Source organism: Parabacteroides distasonis ATCC 8503 (assembly GCF_000012845.1).
Lineage (GTDB): Bacteria > Bacteroidota > Bacteroidia > Bacteroidales > Tannerellaceae > Parabacteroides > Parabacteroides distasonis.
In genome coordinates this window covers 3,044,850-3,063,031 of the sequence record NC_009615.1, presented here as the reverse complement: position 1 = coordinate 3,063,031, position 18,182 = coordinate 3,044,850, and the positions used below count along the sequence as shown (strand labels likewise).

Below are 18,182 nucleotides of genomic sequence, written 5' to 3'. Positions count from 1 at the left end.
ATTATAGGACATCACCAGCCTGCTTCTCCAGATGCTTTTGGCTGATCAAGGTCAGTTCCACGAATTGCTCCATGGATAACTGTTCCGGGCGCTTGTCGAATATCGGCAAGGCGTAATCCGGGCAATCTTTACCCAATAGGGGTTTCATGGAATTACGAAGCGTTTTTCTTCGTTGGTTGAATGAGGTCTTTACTACGGTCTTGAATAACTTCTCGTCGCATCCCAGCTCCTTGCGGTCGTTACGAGTCATTTTCAATACGGCGCTTTTCACCTTTGGAGGCGGATCGAATACTTTCTCACTGACAGTAAAGAGGTATTCCACGTCGTACCAAGCTTGAAGCAATACGCTCAAGATTCCGTACGTCTTGCTACCGGGACCTGCCGCTAGGCGTTCCGCTACCTCTTTTTGTAACATCCCCGAGCAGCAGGGAATCTGGTCCTTATAATCGAGGACTTTGAAGAATATCTGGCTGGAGATATTATAGGGATAATTACCGATCACACAAAACTGCCCCGGAAATAGCTTCGAGAGATCCAATTTCAGGAAATCCTCGGCGATGATACGTCCTTTCAGATCGGGGAAATTCTGGTTCAGGTAATCTACGGATTCCATGTCCAACTCGACAACGGTCAAATCATGTCCCGCCTCCAGCAAGAACTGGGTAAGGACTCCCATTCCCGGTCCGATTTCCAAGACCGGCAAGGATTTGAAAGTATCGAGTGTGTCCGCAATGCGCTGTGCTATTTGCAGATCCTTTAGGAAATGTTGCCCTAATGCTTTTTTTGGCTTAACTAATCTCATCCACTTTTCGGTGTAATGTGTTTGTTTTTAAATATTATGCTTATCTTTGCGGATGCACAAAAGTACAATAAATAATTTAAAGTTCCCTATACCTAATGGATTTTAAGAGCATTCTACGTACGTTTCTGAAGATAATTCTACCTTTAGCCTTCGGCTGTTTACTCCTTTGGTTTTTGTATCGGAAAATGGATATCACTGAGATTTGGCGAGTAGTCAAGGAGGGGGTTCGTTATGATATTATTCTGGTTTCTTTACTGTTCGGCTTGTTCGCCAATATCGTCCGTGGTTTACGGTGGGGATTGCTGATCAGTTCCTTGGGCGAGCGTTTCAAGATGAGTAACGTGATTTACGCCGTGTTGGGTAATTACGCGGTGAATCTGGTATTGCCCCGTGTCGGCGAGGTATGGCGTTGCGGCATGATCACGAAATACGATAAGATCTCGTTTACCAAGCTTTTAGGTACCTTGTTGATCGACCGTGTGAGCGATACGATCATGGTCGGTTTGATAACCTTGATGATATTCATATTTAATATAAGCTTCTTTACGAGTTTCTTCGCCAAGAACCCGGCTTTGCTCGAAGGGTTCCAATCCATGTTTAATTCGATATGGATTTACGTGGCGGTGATAATTTTTGTCGCTGTAATTTGGTTTGTATTCACTTATATGAGTAACTTTACGCTGGTACAGAAAGCCAAAGGCATGTTGAAGAATATATGGACCGGTATGAAGAGTATCTGGTACATGGAGCATAAGATGCGTTTCGTGATAGAGACGTTATTGATTTGGGGAGGTTATTTCTGTTACTTTTATATAACGTTCTATGCTTTCGACTTTACCAAGGACTTGGGTATCGTGGTCGGGCTGATCACGTTTACGATGAGTAGTATCGGCGTGGCGGTGCCTGTTCAAGGCGGTATCGGACCGTGGCATTTCATGGTGATCGCTACCTTGGTTTGTTTTGGCGTGAACGAGAATGATGCGGCGGCGTTCGCCTTGGTCGTTCATACGGTACAGACGGTATGGACTGGATTGTGCGGATTATTCGGCGTGGTGGCTTTGCCGCTCACCAACCGGGAGAACAAAGAGGCTCCGGTCGCTGTTTCGTGATGAATACAAGATATGTATTAAATATGAACTGAACTAAATTATTAACATCTATGTCAGCAGAAATCAAAGATCTATCTCCGAAGCATGTATGGGGTTATTTTTATGACCTTACGCAAATCCCCCGTCCGACCGGACATATGGAGGCAGTAACCCGTTTTATGATATCCTTTGGTAAAGGATTGGGACTGGAAACCCTGCAAGATGAGGTGGGTAACGTATTGATCCGTAAGCCGGCCACGCCCGGAATGGAAGGTCGTAAGACCGTGACATTGCAGTCTCATCTGGATATGGTTCCCCAAAAAAACTCTTCCGTAAAGCATGATTTCGAGAAAGATCCGATCGACGCTTACATAGACGGTGATTGGGTGACGGCCCGTGAGACGACTTTGGGGGCGGACAATGGCATGGGCGCCGCTCTGGCGATGGCCGTGTTGGCGGACAATAGCTTGCGTCACGGACCGATCGAGGCCCTGTTTACGATTGATGAGGAACAGGGAATGGACGGCGCTTTCGGCTTGAAGCCGCATTTCTTACAGGGTGATATTTTATTGAATTGTGATTCCGAGAAGGAAGGGGAGTTGTTCGTAGGTTGCGCGGGTGGCGCTAACGTGAATGTCTCTTTCCAATTTAAGGAGGATACTTATATTCCGGAAGGTGACGTGGCTGTCAAGGTTAGCTTGTCTGGCTTGAAAGGTGGCCATTCCGGTGTGGATATTCATTTAGGGCGTGCGAATGCGAATAAGTTGATCTTCCGTTTCTTGAAAGAGGCGGTTTGTGATTATGGCGCTCGCTTGTCCTCTGTGGCGGGTGGTTCCTTGCCTAACGCTATCCCTCGTGAGGCTTTTGCCGTGATAACGATTCCGGGTGATAACGTGGAGTCTCTTTGGGAGCTAGTGGCTGATTACCAAGATATGTTCCGTACGGAGTATATGGGTGTGGAGGATCAGATCGATTTCGTCGCGGAGATGGTTGAATTGCCGTCTACGTTGATTCCGGAGGAGATACAGGATGATTTGATCAATGCGATCGAGGGTTGCCAGAATGGTGTGATTAGCATGTTGCATGATTTCCCGGGTACGGTTGAGTCTTCCTCTAACTTGGCGATCGTGAAGACATCTGATGAGTTGATCGAGGTGAAGATCTTGGTGCGTAGCTCATCCGAGTCTCGCAGGGATTCTGTTTGCTCAAGTCTGGAAAGTGTATTCGCTTTGGCAGGGGCTAAGGTGGAGGAGTCCGGTCATTATAATGGCTGGCAGCCTAATATCAATTCCCCGATCTTGAACTTGATGAAATCTACCTATCTGGATTTATTTGGTAAGGAACCTGAGGTGAAGGTGATGCATGCCGGATTGGAATGCGGTATCATCCAAGGTGCTTATCCGGATATGGATATGGTTTCTATCGGACCGGATTTGGAATATCCGCACTCACCGGATGAGCGAGTGAATATTCATTCCGTACAGAAGATCTGGGAGTTTATTACAGCTACATTGGAGAGAATCTAAGGATCTCTTTCCTTATAGATATTAAACAAGCCCTCCAGCCTTTGTTCTTCTAACCATTCGGTTAGCGAGAATAGGGCTGGAGGGTTTATTTTTATAGTTTCTCTATATCCTCAAGGGAGAGCCCTGTACATTTTTGGATGATGAGAGGTGCGATTCCCTCGGCTTTCATGTTACGGGCCGTAGATTCTTTCCCTTTCAATATCCCTTTCTCCTCTGCGTAATCGATCGTATTCTTATAATCCCTGTATCGTTTCAGGGCCTCGTCGTATTGTATGCGTTCTTCCTTGCTGAGGTTTGCCACGTCGGCTACTTCTAGCAACTTATCGAAGACCGCCTTTTTTGCCTTGAACGGCATTCTCTCTAAAGTGTCCATATGCTTCAATAAATAAATCCAACGTTCAAAATCGTTCTCGCACTCGTCCGGTTCTTTTTGGAAGTAAGGCAGCTCGAGATAGACTTGCCGTATCCTGTCGCTGAACATCCTTCCGGTTTCCCGGTCCGCCAATATAACATCGGTCCGGAACTTTGAGTTCACGTCCATCTTGTAATTAAGTAGGAATACCCCGTATACGGGTTGTAACGCGAATTTCCAGTCCTTCCCTTTTTGTCCTTGGTTACTGATGGCCCTCGCCAAATAGTACAGTCCCCTGTCGTGGAAATAGGGTTGTGCGCCGGTTTGCATCTCAACCACGAACAGGTTTCCGTTGCTATCCTTGCAATGCACGTCAAAAACGATTCCCCTGTCGTCCAGCGTCTCGGGGGTCTGAATCGGGTTAAGGAACGTGATGTCCTCGATGTCGTGCTCTCCGAAGAACAATTGGTTCAGGAAATCGATTAGTAACTCCTTGTGTACCTCCTGTCCGAATATCCGGTGAAAGCCGAAATCGGTGAAGGGATTGATAAATTTTCCCATAGTGCTTATAGGTTTTAGTGATTAATATGAAAGGGATGGTTCTTTTTCCATCTCTTGCGGTAAAGATACGCTTTTAAAAATAAATACGTACGTCTTTTTGAAAAAACATGTACATGTTTCCGGAAAAAGACGTACGTGTTTTTTGAAGGTCATAATATTACCGTTATATCAAGTATCTTGAAGGAATTTTATGTCGTGAAAACGGTTGTTGTCTTGACTTTTTGCTTGATATAAGGCTTGAATCGTGACAATCCCTTTTTGCTGGCATCGTGAAATAGGGGGAAGGGGAAGACGATAATCGGGGTTTTTCATGGAAAAGTACGGCCTTTTACGCACGATATACGACAAAAGCCTGCACATATAGTCGCGTTGGGTAACGCCTATACTGCCGTTGGGCATTATAAACAGTCACGAATAGGGTTGGCGGTAGTCGTGAATGGGCATTGTAACCCTGTTAGAACCCAGTCGTAACCCTATGGGATAGCCCGAAGAAGTCAATAGATATGAATTACGATGGATTAATTTCGCTATAACGAAAGGCGTTTTTTTAGCATCTGTCTGTTAATTAGTTGATTGCTGTTTTTTTCTTACTTATTTGGGAACGAACTGTACCTTTGTTCGAAAAAATCGATTCTCCGGGAGTTAAGAATACAAAATGTCAAAGTGTTACTTTTGGATAAATATATAAATGTACGTATGTACATTATTATAAAGGCGTAAAGTTTGTATGATTCATAAATACTATTATCGTGTAGAAACGACTAGTTTAAACGATCGATTCTTTTAGTCATTTGCAAAGGTACGCGTTTCTTCGACTTCTGCAACCCTTCCGGGCTATTTTTTTCACCCCTTATCCTCTTTCTTATCAATCAAATAGGCTATCCGTTACGAAACAAGCGATTCCGTAAACGAACCTCTCTTTTCCTCCCTTAAAAAACGACTAATCTAGACGATCGTTTAGACTAGTCGTTTTATGTGATTTTGGAATCGATTTAATAGAGCTAAGTATTTGATTATCTTAATAAACACTAGTATTAATATTAATTTCAGTATTATGAACAAAAAGTTTTCTACTCTTTTGGCGGCTGCTTTGTTCGGAACTTTCTCTGCTTTTGCGGTTGCTCCGACAAATGGTAAGTTGCATCAGATTAAGATTGGAACAGAGGGTACTCAGGTTCTGTCTGTCGTAAAAAATAAGGCGAAGACAGCTGATAGTTTGGTGGTTGTGGATGCTCCGGGAAACTCCGACATCATGAAGGATGTTTACAAGAAGTCTTTGTGGAAGTTCGCTAGCTCCAAGGTAGACAATTCCGAGACGGATGTTTGGACTATGACGAACTATGCTACGGGTAGCGTATTGAGCTTGGATCTTTCCAAGGAAGGTGCTTCTTTCGTAAGTAACGGCCAGTCTAAATGGTTGGTTTCTGCTGAAGGCAAGATCACGGCTATCAAGAATGGTGATACTTATTCTATCCAATTGCAATATTTGGATGAGGATGGAGAAGTTGTAGATGTAGCTGTAGAAGGTGGTAAGACTCGCGTGATTGTGAAAAAGAACAAATCCGCAGAGGCGTTCAATATCGCTAAACCAGCATCTGTTGATGCTATGACTGCCGATCAGATCAACGGTTTGTATGGTACTTCTTCTGTTCTTGATTTCGACAAGAACTTGGATGGCAACCCAATCGACGGCGTGGCTTTCCGTGCTGTGGCTACAGATGCTGAGTCTTATGTAAACGTTCGTTTGAACTCCGGTAAGTATTTGGTAGTTGACTCCGCTCAATGGACGAACACCGTAAACAACAATGTTTATTTCAAATTAGCTACTGATGCTCTTCCTACAGAGGCTGCTAAAGAGAGTTCTGTAAACTCTGCTGTAGGGGCTGAATTGTTGAAGAACGGTCGTGCCGCTGATTTCTATGCATTCCAATTCAAGTTGGATATCGCTGCCGGTTATGTGGTAACTATCACTCCGAAGGGTGTTCCTACTTATGCTCCGACAACTCCGGAAGAAAACAAGGCTCATGCTGGTATGTCTTATGACGTAGCAACAACAACTCGTGCTTTGGTTTACGGTAAGTTCGCTAACAGCTTGGAGGTTTTGACGGCTACTAAGGCTACAGGCGATAAGTTGACAGAGGCTAAGGCTACATTCGGTGTAGTTGATACTCCGGATGCATTGGACGCTGACTATACTTACTATGTACAATTCTACAACAAGTATAAAAAGAATGCGGACGAAACCAAATGGTTAAGCGATAGCCGCTACAAGAAATATGAGTACTTGGATTGCGAAGGTGCTAAGAAGGTAGATGCGAAGGCTTTTTTGGAGGCTCCGGCTTATATGTGGTATTTGACTTCAGAAGGTTCTTTGAAGAATATGATGGCGGAAGAAACTGACACAGAATCTTCTATCGAAGGTGCTATCATCTTGATCAATGAGAAAGAGGGAGTTTACGCTTTTGGTACGGATACGGTTAAGTTGACAAAAGGTCCGAAGGTTGAGGATGCTCAGAAGATGGGCTACAAAGTCGTAACGAAGGCTGACGAGGTGAATGGCGCATTGTCATTCCGTTTGGTTTCTCTATTGGCTGACGATTTGTATATGATCGCTAAGAATAATGGTACGATGTATGTTGCTAACAGCGAGTTGGCTGACGCTCAGAAACTGAAAGTGGTTGCCACTGAGGTTGCTGCTGAAGAGGGCGAAGAGGCTGTGTATGCTACTGTAGGTAACAAGGTTGTTAAACCTGTTTACTATATTACGGATCGTTTAGGCAAGAAAGTTCTTGTATCTGCAGATAGCAATTATAAGTTAGAGGATATCGATGGTGAAAATGGCTCTATCGACAATGAGAACGTTTTGAAGGTTTCTTTCTTATCAATGGGTAAGGATAATCAATATAAGATTGTTTATGGCGATGATGAGGAATCTGCTATTACAGCTAACGCTGCTTCCGGTATCTTGGAGGAAGGCGTTAAGTGTGACGACAAGAACGTAATCTTCGAGTTCGCTACGCAAGAAGCTCCTGCTTATGGCGCTCCTGCTATCGGCCATGTACAGATCACTACTTTGGAGGATGACAACAAGATGATCGCTAACCAGGAAGATGGTTTCGCTGCGTTGAAGGCTGAGGGTCAATCCATCTTGAAGAGCGATGTTTATACTCAAGATACGTTGACTATGTGGTTGGATACAGCTTGTGTGACATTCAATGAGACTATGCCGTTGTATTATATCTCTACGAAGACATTCAACGCAGAGGCTGAGACTCGCAACTTCTTGATTAACCCGGCTAATATTTCTGCCGAAATTGAGAAGAATAATGAAGATCCGGATGCGACAGAGATCGAGAATATCTATGATTATGCTCATGTAGCTGGTGATGATACTTATCGTGCGGCATTTGCGGCAGCTTCTGTATGTGGTCTTGACTCTATCGCTATCGATGGTGATACGATCGGTTTGATGCAATTGAATCCGGCAGCTGTTGCTTTTGAAGTAGCCGCTGAGATTAGCGATGAGGCTTATCGCATCGTTTCTAAGTTGCATGCTGAAAATGAGGAGTATGATGCAGAAGTTGAGGGTTCTCTTCCTTACGTGGAATCAGAAACGACTCTTTATCTGGCTCAATTGAACAACGTATTGTTCTGGACGGAAGATCAAGCTAAGGCTGAAATCTTCGTAATCAACCGTGCTTCCACTCCGACATCTAACGAAGGCATCGAGGCTGAGTCTGCTGTTAAGGTTATCGCTGGTAACGGTACAGTAACCGTACAGGGTGCAGCTGGTCAGACTGTAACGATCGCTACCGTATTAGGTAAGGCCGTTGCTAACGAGGTAGTTGCTTCCGACAACGCTACGATCGCTGCTCCGGCAGGTGTAGTATTCGTAACCGTAAACGGTGAGACTACGAAAGTGGTTGTTAAATAAGCACAATTGATATAGAATGCGAAAAGCATTTGAAGAAGATATATAATTCTAAGATTCCCGTGCGGAGATTCGTCTTCAAGTAAACCGTGAGGTTGAACATGCGGGGATATTAATACTAAAGTAAAAAATTAAAGCTCTCCGTCAGTATTTCCGTGAGGCAAGAAAGCGGAAAAAGAATAAGCCCCGGTCGGTTTCTCGATCGGGGCTTTTTGTCTATTCTTTGTCGTTTTTATCTTTAAGTCTCAATCCGGTTCTAGCGTTGAGGGGAGAGATTACCGAGTGGCCTAAATCGCTTTCAAGTTGTTTGCGGGCGGCCTCTGCTGCTTTTCCTCCTTGTTTGGCGATAACTTCGTGTTCTTCGAGATGTTGCGGATTCTTTTCTTTGGCAGTTTTACCGGCCCACGTTTGATAGATGATATCTGTAAGGGTAGCAAACTGAACGCCCTCTTGTAGTCCGTGTCGTTTCCATTCATCGGTTAGGTCTTTACGTATCTCGATGCTTTTAAGGCGTTGATTAATCCAATTATCCGAGTACCCCAACGCTTTATATTCCCTCATGGCTCGATCTATCGTTAACTCGGGGTCTTGCATTTCATCCAATCGCTCTTTTGCCACTTGGGCCATCCATAGCTTGAAAGGTTCTGCTTTAGGGGATGGGATGGATTGGATAAGCCGGAACAGCTGTTCTGTCGTAGCTACGTCGGTTTTGTAGTATTTCCCATCGGTAGAAGGTAATTTCAGTTGGTTACAATTTGTAACCGACTCATTTCCCTCTTTTCTTAGCCTATGTTTCAACACCTTCCAGTAATTGCTAGGATTAGGACTATCTGTTAGGATAGCGACAACGCTAGGATCGTCATACTTGCCGGTATCGAAGCCGTGATTGTTGAATGTGAGACCACTGTTAAGGTGGTAGTTAAATACAGTTTCTCGATCGGGGCTTTTTTGGTGAATCTTTTTAATTTTGTACTTTTGTAAGCTTGCACGAATGTTATACATGAATAGGAGAATTAGACAATGGCCAGCGATGATATAAAACAGGCATGGAAAGTGCCGGAACCTACGTTAAGGAGGTTGCCGTGGTATCTTGCGTTCGTAAAGTTGATGAAAGGGAAAGGGGAAGCGTTTATCTCATCTACCCAGATCGCTAAGGAGATAAATGTAGATCCTAGTCAGGTCGCTAAAGATCTCTCTTTTGTGAATATCTCCGGGAAGACGAGAGTGGGATACGATATTAACGCGTTGGTTGACGTACTGGAGGATTTCCTCGGTTTTACATCCCAGCATAAGGCATTTCTGTTTGGGGTAGGGAGTCTGGGCGCTTCTTTGTTGCATGACACCGGACTGAGCCAATATGGTTTGGAGATCGTGGCGGGCTTTGATGTCCGTGAGGATTTGGACGGGAGCATGATCAATGGCATTCCCGTTTTTCATATGGATGATTTTCCTGCCAAGCAGAAAGAATATGGCGCGACGATCGGGGTGATCACCGTGCCGGTGGAGAAAGCGCAGGAGGTGACAGACCGGATTATCGAGGGAGGAATCAAGGCTCTTTGGAATTTTACCCCGTTCCGTATACGGGTGCCGGAACATATCGTAGTCCAGAACACTTCTATGTATGCGCATTTAGCTGTTATGTTTAATCGATTGAACTCAATGAATCACTAAAATATGAAGATTATCGCCGTTGGAATGAACTATGCCGCTCACAATAAAGAGCTGCATCATTCGTTAGAATTATCAGAGCCTACTATTTTTATGAAGTCGGACTCCTCTTTGTTGAAAGATGGGAAACCGTTTTTTATTCCGGATTTTTCATCGGAAGTTCATTATGAGACGGAGATCGTGGTACGGATAGACCGTTTGGGGAAAAATATAGCCGAGCGTTTCGCTCATCGTTATTATAATGAGGTTACGGTCGGTATTGATTTCACGGCACGGGATTTGCAGAATAAATTGCGTGCGCAAGGGCTACCGTGGGAAATTAGTAAGGCGTTTGATAATTCGGCTGTGATCGGGACCTTTATTCCGCTGGAGCAAGCGGGGGATGTAAACCGGCTTCCATTCCATCTGGATATCAATGGCTCGAAGGTACAGGAAGGCAATACCTCGAATATGCTGTTTTCGGTAGATAAGATTATTGCGTATGTAAGTCGCTTCTTTACGCTGAAAATAGGCGATTTGATTTATACCGGAACACCTGCTGGCGTAGGTCCCGTGAAGATCGACGATCATCTGGAGGGATATCTTGGCGAGCGGAAGCTTCTGGATTTTTATGTGAGATGAGAAGATTAATATATATATTCATTATAGGTTTATTACTTTGCTCATATACATGGGCGGATGGTAGCCGTTATGCTTCTAACTCCCTGTTATCGGAAGGGAAATGGGTGAAGATCCGGGTGGATAAGACCGGAATCTACAAATTATCCTATGCGGATTTGAAGAATATGGGTTTCTCGGACCCATCGAAAGTCTCTGTCCATGGCTATGGAGGATGGCCCTTGGATGAGGATTTCAGTAAAGAATATATCGATGATGTCCCTTCTACTCCGGTTTGGCGTGGGAGTGATTACCTGTTATTCTACGGGAAAGGGTCGGTTAAATGGGAATATGACTCGTCGAGCCAGACATTCGTGCATACGAATAATCCTTATTCATTGTATGGCTATTATTTTGTGACCGATGCCACACCCACGAATGATATGACTTCCGTGGCTCAAGCGAGTGGTGCTTCCACTCGGATTACGACTTATGATGATTATCTATTGCATGAGCAAGAGTTAGTCTCCGTAAACCAATCCGGCCGGGAGTTTTTTGGAGAGGACTTTAGTGGGGCACGCCCTCGTACAATTTCTACCTTTTCTTCTATCCCCGGGATTACGGATGCGGACGGTAAGGTGACCATGCGTTTTATCTCAAGAATTAACTCTGGCTCCGGTACGGCTTCTTTAAGTATCAATGACTCCGAATTGTTGGATATAACCATACCTTCTATCCAAACAGTAAGCTCGAATGTCAGATCGTATACAAAGGCGATTCCCGGGACAACCACCGCGTTATGGAAGGGATCAAAAAGTGAGAAAAATAACGTAGTGGTTTCCTATAGTTCAAGTGGACATACGAATGTACGTTTGGACTATATCCGTATGCAATTTGTCCGTACGTTGCGCCCTTATGGGGCTTGTACTTTTTTCAGAAGCTTGACTTCTGTAGGAAATGCGTCTCGCTTTGTTATTAGCGAGGCGAATTCGAATACCTTGGTGTTTGATGTGACCGATGCGTTAAATGTGAAGAGAGTGGAAGCCGATCTGAATGGTTCTGAACTTTCATTTACAATACCAGCGGGTAGATTGAGGGAGTTTGTGTTGGTTCAAACCAATCAAACATTTCCTTCTCCGGAAGTCGTGGGAGAAGTCGCTTCCTCGAATCTGCATGGTTTGGAACAGAGGGATATGATTATTATATCGGCTCCGTCTTTGGTTCAGCAGGCGGAGCGTTTGGCGGTTGCGCACCGTGAGAAAGATGGCTTGACTGTTGAAGTCGTAACTCCAGAGGCGATTTATAATGAGTTCTCTAGTGGAACTCCAGATGCGACGGCATATCGTCGTTTGATGAAGATGTTTTACGATCGTAGTTCTTCTTTGGGTAATCCTCCAAAATATTTATTGCTTTTCGGAGACGGGATCTATGATAATCGGGGGATAAGCGGTGAGGTGCAAGGTGTTTCACGGAGTAATATGCTCTTGACTTTCCAGTCTCAAGAGTCATTGAATGTCTACTCTTATGCGACAGATGATTATTTTGCGTTTTTAGAGGATAATTCCGGCAGTAATTTTAGCCGAGATAAGATGTGTGTGGGTGTCGGGCGCTTTCCAATCCGTACAGTAACGGAGGCGACTCAGATGGTGGATAAGACGATTTCTTATATGGAGAATAAGGATTCGGGTAGTTGGAAGAATAACGTGACATTCGTGGCGGATGATGGAAATAATGAGGATAGCTTCACAACGAATCATATGAAGCAGGCAGATCAGCTTGCTGAGGCCATTGAAGAGATGCAACCCGGTTTTCTAGTTAATAAAGTGTATTTCGATGCTTATAAGCGTAGCAGCCTCGGGACTTATCCGGATGTGCATAATGAGATTGAGAAACTATTAAAAAGTGGTCAGTTGTTGATTAATTATACGGGGCATGGCAGTACGACCCATTGGGCGGACGAAAGCGTATGGACACAAACCGATATCAATAATTCCAGTTATAAGCATCTGCCGGTGTGGGTGACGGCTACCTGCGACTTTACCCGTTTTGACGATGTGAAAACTTCTGCGGGTGAATCTGTTTTCTTGAATCCTACCAGTGGGGGTATCGCTTTGTTTACGACGACCCGTGTCGTGTTCTCCGGTAATAATGCGAACTTAAATAAGGCACTCATCGATAACCTGTTCCAAGAAGGCGCGAATAGCCGTTATACGCTTGGAGAGGCGATGATGTATACGAAACGTCAACTCAATGACTCAAATAAATTGAACTTTATCTTAATCGGAGACCCGGCGTTAAAGTTCGCGTATCCAGAGTATAAGGCTCGGGTGACGGCTGTGAATGGAGAAGCTGTTTCTGATGAGCCTTTTGAGTTTAAGGCGTTATCCCGGATTACGGTAGAGGGTGAAATCTTGAATCCGTCAGGTTCTTTTGCCGCGGATTTCACGGGCGTATTAAGCTCGACCATATTTGATAGCCAAAGTTCCATTACGACTTTAGGGAATAGCTCTGAGAAATTCACTTATCTCGATTATCCGAATACGATTTATATAGGTAGAGACTCGGTTCGAAATGGAAAGTTCAGCTTTACTTTTATGGTCCCGAAGGATATCTCTTATTCCAATAAGAAAGGTAAATTAAACCTATATGCGTCTTCCGAGACAAAAGAGGCGCAGGGTTCTTTTTTCGATTTTATCGTGGGGGGGACTTCGGATACGGCGGAGACTGATACGATCGGTCCCGAGATCCGGCAGATCTATTTGAATGATTCCAGTTTTGTTTCGGGCGATAAGGTAAACACGACTCCTTATTTTGTAGCGAAGCTGTGGGATAAGAGCGGCGTGAATATAACCGGCAGTAGCGTAGGGCATGATATGATGTTGACGATTGATAGTATGCCCTCTATGAGCTATAACTTAAATAGTTATTATGCGTTGCTACCAGATAGTGAGAACGAAGGACTTGTCCAGTTCTCCATCCCTGAGCTGGAGCCGGGAATGCATACGGCTGAGTTTAAGGTGTGGGATATCTTAAATAACTCCACAACCTATACCTTTACTTTTGAGGTGGCGGAAGGGTTGAAACCTAATCTGATCGAGATGTATGCCACCCCGAATCCGGCACGGGATCAGGTGGAATTCTTTCTGCATCACAATCGTCCGGAGTCGAACTTAAAGGTGACGGTTATGGTTTATGATATGACCGGTAAGTTCCTATGGAGTACAGAGAAGAGCGGTTCCTCCGAGTTGTTTAAGGCTTATATCGTAACTTGGAACCTGACGGATAACGGTGGCAGGCGGTTGCGCCCGGGAGTTTATCTGTATCGGGCGGCGATTAGCACGAATAACTCGAAAGAGGCGACGAAAGCGAATAAATTAATCATTCTCGCACAATAAAGTATCGGGTAATTAGTTTATAATAAGCATGGGGGTATGTTTATTACCCTCTAGGAATGATAAATGTAAATGTATTTTTAGAATAGAATATATGGTAAGAGTTTCAAGATTCAGTCTGTTACTAGCGGTTTTCAGCTTTTTGACGGCATTTACGGCTTTATATGCCCAAGGAGGCGCAGACGATGTTAAACATAAATTCGCCCCGATTAATACGGCGATACCGTCTTTGTCTATTGCGCCCGATGCTCGCGGAGGTGCTATGGGTGATAACGGTGTGGCTACTACGCCGGATGTGAATTCCCAATACTGGAACCCGGCTAAGTATGCTTTTAGCTATAGTAAGGCCGGAGTCGCTTTATCCTATACGCCTTGGTTACGTAAATTGGTGAATGATGTGGCTTTAGCATATCTGGCCGGTTATTATAAATTAGGCGATAGCGATATGCAGGCGATCGGAGCTTCCTTGCGTTATTTCTCTTTAGGAGAAGTACAGGAAAGCCGGGATGGAGGAATGGGTAATCAGCTCATATTGAATCCTTATGAGATGGCTTTTGATGTAAGTTATAGCCGTAAATTATCGGATGTGTTCTCTATGGCGGTCGCCTTGCGCTATATTCGTTCGGACATGGGTGCCTCGTCGGATGCGGATATGGTTCCGGATAACGCTTTTGCCGCTGATATCGCCGGTTATCTGGAGAAATACGTGATCTTAGGGAATAGCGAGTGCCTGTGGAGCTTTGGTTTTAATGTCTCCAATATCGGTACGAAGGTCTCTTACGACGGTGGAAATACCAACCAATTCTTGCCTACGATGTTAAAGGTTGGAACTGGTTTACTGTATCCGATCGATGATTATAACCAAATCGGTATCTATGTGGATTTGAGTAAATATTTAGTTCCTACCGAACCTATTCAAGAAGGTACGACTCCCGAGGATGAGGCTGCTTATAAGGAAAAACATGATGAATATAACAATATGTCCCCGATCACGGGTATCTTCAAATCATTCGGTGACTCGCCGAATGGCTTCAAGGGCGAGCTAGAGGAGATTATGGCCTCTATCGGTCTGGAGTATAATTACAATCAGCAGTTCTTTGTTCGTGGCGGTTATTACTATGAGAATAAATATCAGGGAAACCGTCAGTACTTCTCAGTCGGTGCTGGTTTCCGCATGAGTGTTTTCCAGTTGGATGCCGCTTATCTGATCAGTACGGTACAGAGTAACCCGTTGGACCAGACATTGCGCTTCTCCTTGTCGTTCGATATGGATGGAATCAAGAACCTTTTCAGATAAATGGATATGAAGATACGTGTAGGTTTTGGCTATGATGTCCACGCCTTGGTGCCGGACCGGGAATTATGGCTAGGCGGGATTAAGATCGAGCATACGTTGGGCCTATTGGGACATAGCGATGCGGACGTGTTGATCCATGCGATCTGCGACGCTTTACTGGGAGCGGCCAATATGCGGGATATCGGTTATCATTTCCCGGATACGGCTGGTGAATATAAGAATATCGATAGTAAGATCTTGCTCCGGGATACCATGAGGCTTTTAAGAGAGGCGGGCTATGAGTTGGGTAATATCGATGCCACCGTAGCCGCCGAGCGCCCTAAATTGAATCCCCATATCCCTCTGATGAAGAAAACGCTGGCCGAGGTCATGAACGTGGACGAGGAGGATATCTCTATCAAGGCTACGACCACGGAGAAGCTGGGCTTCACCGGACGGCAGGAAGGGATCTCGGCTTACGCTACGGTCTTGATACAGCGCATGGGATCGTAAACCAGAAAGTACTCCCTTTTCCTTCTTCCGACTCTACGCCGATCTTCCCGTGAAGATTCTCTAGGATCGTTTGGCAAATGGATAGTCCGAGTCCGGTTCCTTGGATAAAGGAATCGAATTTGGCGAAACGCTCGAATACGTGCGGGAGGTTCTTCCGCTCAATACCTTTTCCGGTATCTTTTACGTAAAAGTATAATCCATCTTCCCTCTCCTTGTATCCCATGCGGATAGACCCTTGGAACGTGAACTTACAGGCGTTCGTGAGGAAGTTGGTGATCACTTGGGTCAAGCGATTCTTCTCGGAATAGATAACGCAATCCTGTTCAGGTATCTCGCAATAGAGAGTGACACCGTCTTTCACCCGGCTTTGGAAGGTCTGGTATAAGCTCCGGAATAGCGTGGATACGTTGAACTCGGAATAGATGAAATCCATTTGCCCGGCCTCGATCTTCGATAGGTCCAGGATATCGTTCACGAGTTGAAGGAGAAGCTCGTTGTTCGTCTCGATGATCTCGCAGAACTCTCTCGTCTCCTCGGAGTGGCAAGTTTCCGCTAGCAGGTTGGAAAAGCCTACGATAGCGTTCAGCGGGGTACGTATCTCGTGGCTCATGTTCGCTAGGAAGGCGGATTTCAACCGGTTGGATTCCTCTATCTTCTCCTTGTCCCTCAGTTCTTGTTCCATTTTTTTCCGTTGGTTGATGAGGGTAGTACCTCCGGTTAAGTAGGCGGATTTTCCTTCCGGATCGGTTTTCCCTACGATCGCAAAGATCTCTATCCATGTATATTCAAGCCCTGTATCGTCTAAATAACGGATCTCCTCGTCGATCGATATGCTCTCGCCGGCGATTAGTTTATTGATAGCGTCTTGCATCTGTTCCAAGTCCTCGGGGTGAATGCCGCTATAAAACTCGTCCGCCGACATGCTGAATAGGCCGTCGATTCCCTTGTCGCGAATGGATCTTTGGGTCAGGTAAATATTGTTACATTCGAGCCGTGCTTCTTTTACGTCCCATATCCATGTCATCATGTTGCTGGCTTTCAAGACGAGCTGGTATTTCTGGTTCAGGTCTTGCGCTTGGCGTGCGATTTGCAGCTCCTTGTCTTTGGCCTTTTGCTTTTGGATGAAGAGGCGGACCCGTAAGATCCCGATCGTTATCAATAACGCCAGAATGACGAGTAGGCTTATGATATGGATCTTGTATTTCTGTAAGAAACCGGGAGGCTCTTGGAAATACGTGGCGTTCGGGGGATATAGGCCGGGATCGATCTGGTGAAGCAATAGATGCTGGTAATTTAGGTAGGCCCTCGGGGTTTCCGCGGTCTGGATCGGGATTTCCTTACTATCTTTCCCCGAGAGGATCATTTCGATCGTGTTGACCGTCACCTGCGCATAATCCTCCGGAGAAACATAATATCCCCCGGCGAAATTCCCGTTTTCTGTTTGTACGTCTTGCAAGGTAAAGATTGGGGGGACGGAGAAACTATTGGTCATTTTCTGGACGTTATCGACTAGGTAACGATTCTCGTTATCCTTCCGGGTCCTGTACCATGAGTAATAAAGGACTCCGGTCTTATTGTCGAAAGAGGCCAGTCTGTCCAATAAGTTCTCGGTGGAAATGGAGGTGGTAGACAGTGGCTCGAATTGGATGCCCGGAAAATCTTTCCGTAGCACGGCCTCTACATCCGCTTTCGTTTGCTGGCTTATATAACGGCGGTCAAAAATAAAGGCCAGTTTGGTTAATTCCGGTTGTAGCTTTTTGATTAGCTCGATCGTTTGCTTGATATAGACTGGGTATTTTATAAAAGTGGCGTTATAGCCTTTTACTACGTCCGTGATGGGAACCAGCGTATCGAGCACGTTTTTATCTAGGTCTATCAGGTACTCTTCTTTCGGGTACATATAATCTCTGGCGTAGCAGATGATAGAGGGAATATCTTTCCATTCCTTGTCAAACAACGGGCGGGCGACAAGCCAAGAGGGATCTCCTATGCATACGACTAAGGTGGGTGGCACGGGAACTCTCTCTAGGATCATTGTTCTCTTCTCTTGAAACCCTTCCATAGTGCGGATACCGGGGATCTGTAAGGGAATCGCCTTTACGGTAAACCCTTCCTCCCCGAATTTTCTTTCTATATCAAGATAGGTCTGTTTCGTCCAGCTTTCCTCGAAGTTGATGGAGTGCAGTACGACTATAGACGGTTTCTCGCCGGAGCCTCGTGCGCTCATGTTCAAGTGGACCGTTAGTATAATAAAAATAAAAAGAATGATATTTCTCATGGCCGTTAATTCTAAGCGATATATGTAGCAAACGTGATTCTGGTAGCAAATGTAGTGATTCCGCTTTATTAAGCAAGAGGTTTGCCTGAAAATAAAGGTTTTATATGTAGTAAAATGGTAATAGTTCCATCTTGATAGGATAGCCTTTTCGCCCTTGTTTGCCTATTCGGAGATTAATACGTAGCTTTGAGCCAATAA

General features: G+C 44.9%; 12 protein-coding genes. 8 read left to right on the top strand and 4 right to left on the bottom strand.

The genetic code is table 11. The features are described 5' to 3' along the window. Position 1 precedes the first annotated feature (1 nt). Entirely contained in the window at positions 2-802 is an 801-nt protein-coding gene (gene rsmA / locus BDI_RS12910; RefSeq protein ID WP_011966906.1) for a 16S rRNA (adenine(1518)-N(6)/adenine(1519)-N(6))-dimethyltransferase RsmA, read from the bottom strand. Between the two features lie 95 nt (positions 803-897). Between rsmA and BDI_RS12905 the strand changes: the two genes are divergently transcribed. Beyond that, on the top strand, positions 898-1,911 hold the full coding sequence (locus BDI_RS12905; protein WP_005861208.1) for a lysylphosphatidylglycerol synthase transmembrane domain-containing protein: 1,014 nt from the start codon (positions 898-900) through the stop codon (positions 1,909-1,911). A 50-nt stretch (positions 1,912-1,961) separates the two neighbouring features. Beyond that, on the top strand, positions 1,962-3,416 hold the full coding sequence (locus tag BDI_RS12900) for an aminoacyl-histidine dipeptidase (protein WP_011966905.1): 1,455 nt from the start codon (positions 1,962-1,964) through the stop codon (positions 3,414-3,416). Positions 3,417-3,507: 91 nt separating this feature from the next. On the opposite strand, the gene BDI_RS12895 is transcribed toward BDI_RS12900, so the two are convergent. Then, positions 3,508-4,329 carry an Rpn family recombination-promoting nuclease/putative transposase gene (locus BDI_RS12895; protein WP_011966904.1) on the bottom strand — a complete coding sequence of 274 codons (822 nt, stop codon included), beginning with the start codon at positions 4,327-4,329 and terminating at the stop codon, positions 3,508-3,510. A gap of 1,054 nt (positions 4,330-5,383) precedes the next feature. On the opposite strand from BDI_RS12895, the gene BDI_RS12890 reads away from it, so the two are divergent. Next, on the top strand, positions 5,384-8,263 hold the full coding sequence (locus BDI_RS12890) for a DUF6383 domain-containing protein (RefSeq protein WP_011966903.1): 2,880 nt from the start codon (positions 5,384-5,386) through the stop codon (positions 8,261-8,263). Between the two features lie 213 nt (positions 8,264-8,476). On the opposite strand, the gene BDI_RS12885 is transcribed toward BDI_RS12890, so the two are convergent. Further along, complete coding sequence (locus BDI_RS12885) at positions 8,477-9,262, bottom strand: BRO-N domain-containing protein (RefSeq protein ID WP_009276451.1); 786 nt, start codon at positions 9,260-9,262, stop codon at positions 8,477-8,479. Between the two features lie 18 nt (positions 9,263-9,280). Between BDI_RS12885 and BDI_RS12880 the strand changes: the two genes are divergently transcribed. The 5 genes from BDI_RS12880 (at position 9,281) to ispF (ending at position 15,706) form a co-directional block, all read left to right on the top strand. Then, complete coding sequence (locus BDI_RS12880; protein WP_005861218.1) at positions 9,281-9,931, top strand: redox-sensing transcriptional repressor Rex; 651 nt, start codon at positions 9,281-9,283, stop codon at positions 9,929-9,931. 3 nt (positions 9,932-9,934) lie between these two features. Continuing rightward, the gene (locus BDI_RS12875; RefSeq protein WP_005861219.1) at positions 9,935-10,549 is read left to right on the top strand and encodes a fumarylacetoacetate hydrolase family protein; all 615 of its coding nucleotides are present in this window, start codon (positions 9,935-9,937) and stop codon (positions 10,547-10,549) included. Beyond that, positions 10,546-13,920, top strand: coding sequence for a type IX secretion system sortase PorU (gene porU, locus BDI_RS12870; protein ID WP_011966902.1), 3,375 nt, complete (start codon positions 10,546-10,548; stop codon positions 13,918-13,920). The genes BDI_RS12875 and porU overlap by 4 nt, the downstream gene beginning before the upstream one ends. Before the next feature lie 91 nt (positions 13,921-14,011). Continuing rightward, positions 14,012-15,214, top strand: coding sequence for a type IX secretion system outer membrane channel protein PorV (gene porV / locus BDI_RS12865; RefSeq protein WP_005861221.1), 1,203 nt, complete (start codon positions 14,012-14,014; stop codon positions 15,212-15,214). 6 nt (positions 15,215-15,220) lie between these two features. Then, a complete protein-coding gene (gene ispF / locus BDI_RS12860) occupies positions 15,221-15,706 on the top strand; it encodes a 2-C-methyl-D-erythritol 2,4-cyclodiphosphate synthase (RefSeq protein ID WP_005861223.1) in 486 nt (161 codons plus the stop codon). Here ispF and BDI_RS12855 read toward each other — a convergent pair. Continuing rightward, positions 15,675-17,984 carry a sensor histidine kinase gene (locus tag BDI_RS12855; protein ID WP_011966901.1) on the bottom strand — a complete coding sequence of 770 codons (2,310 nt, stop codon included), beginning with the start codon at positions 17,982-17,984 and terminating at the stop codon, positions 15,675-15,677. The two genes, ispF and BDI_RS12855, sit on opposite strands and share 32 nt — an antisense overlap. Between the last annotated feature and the right edge of the window lie 198 nt (positions 17,985-18,182).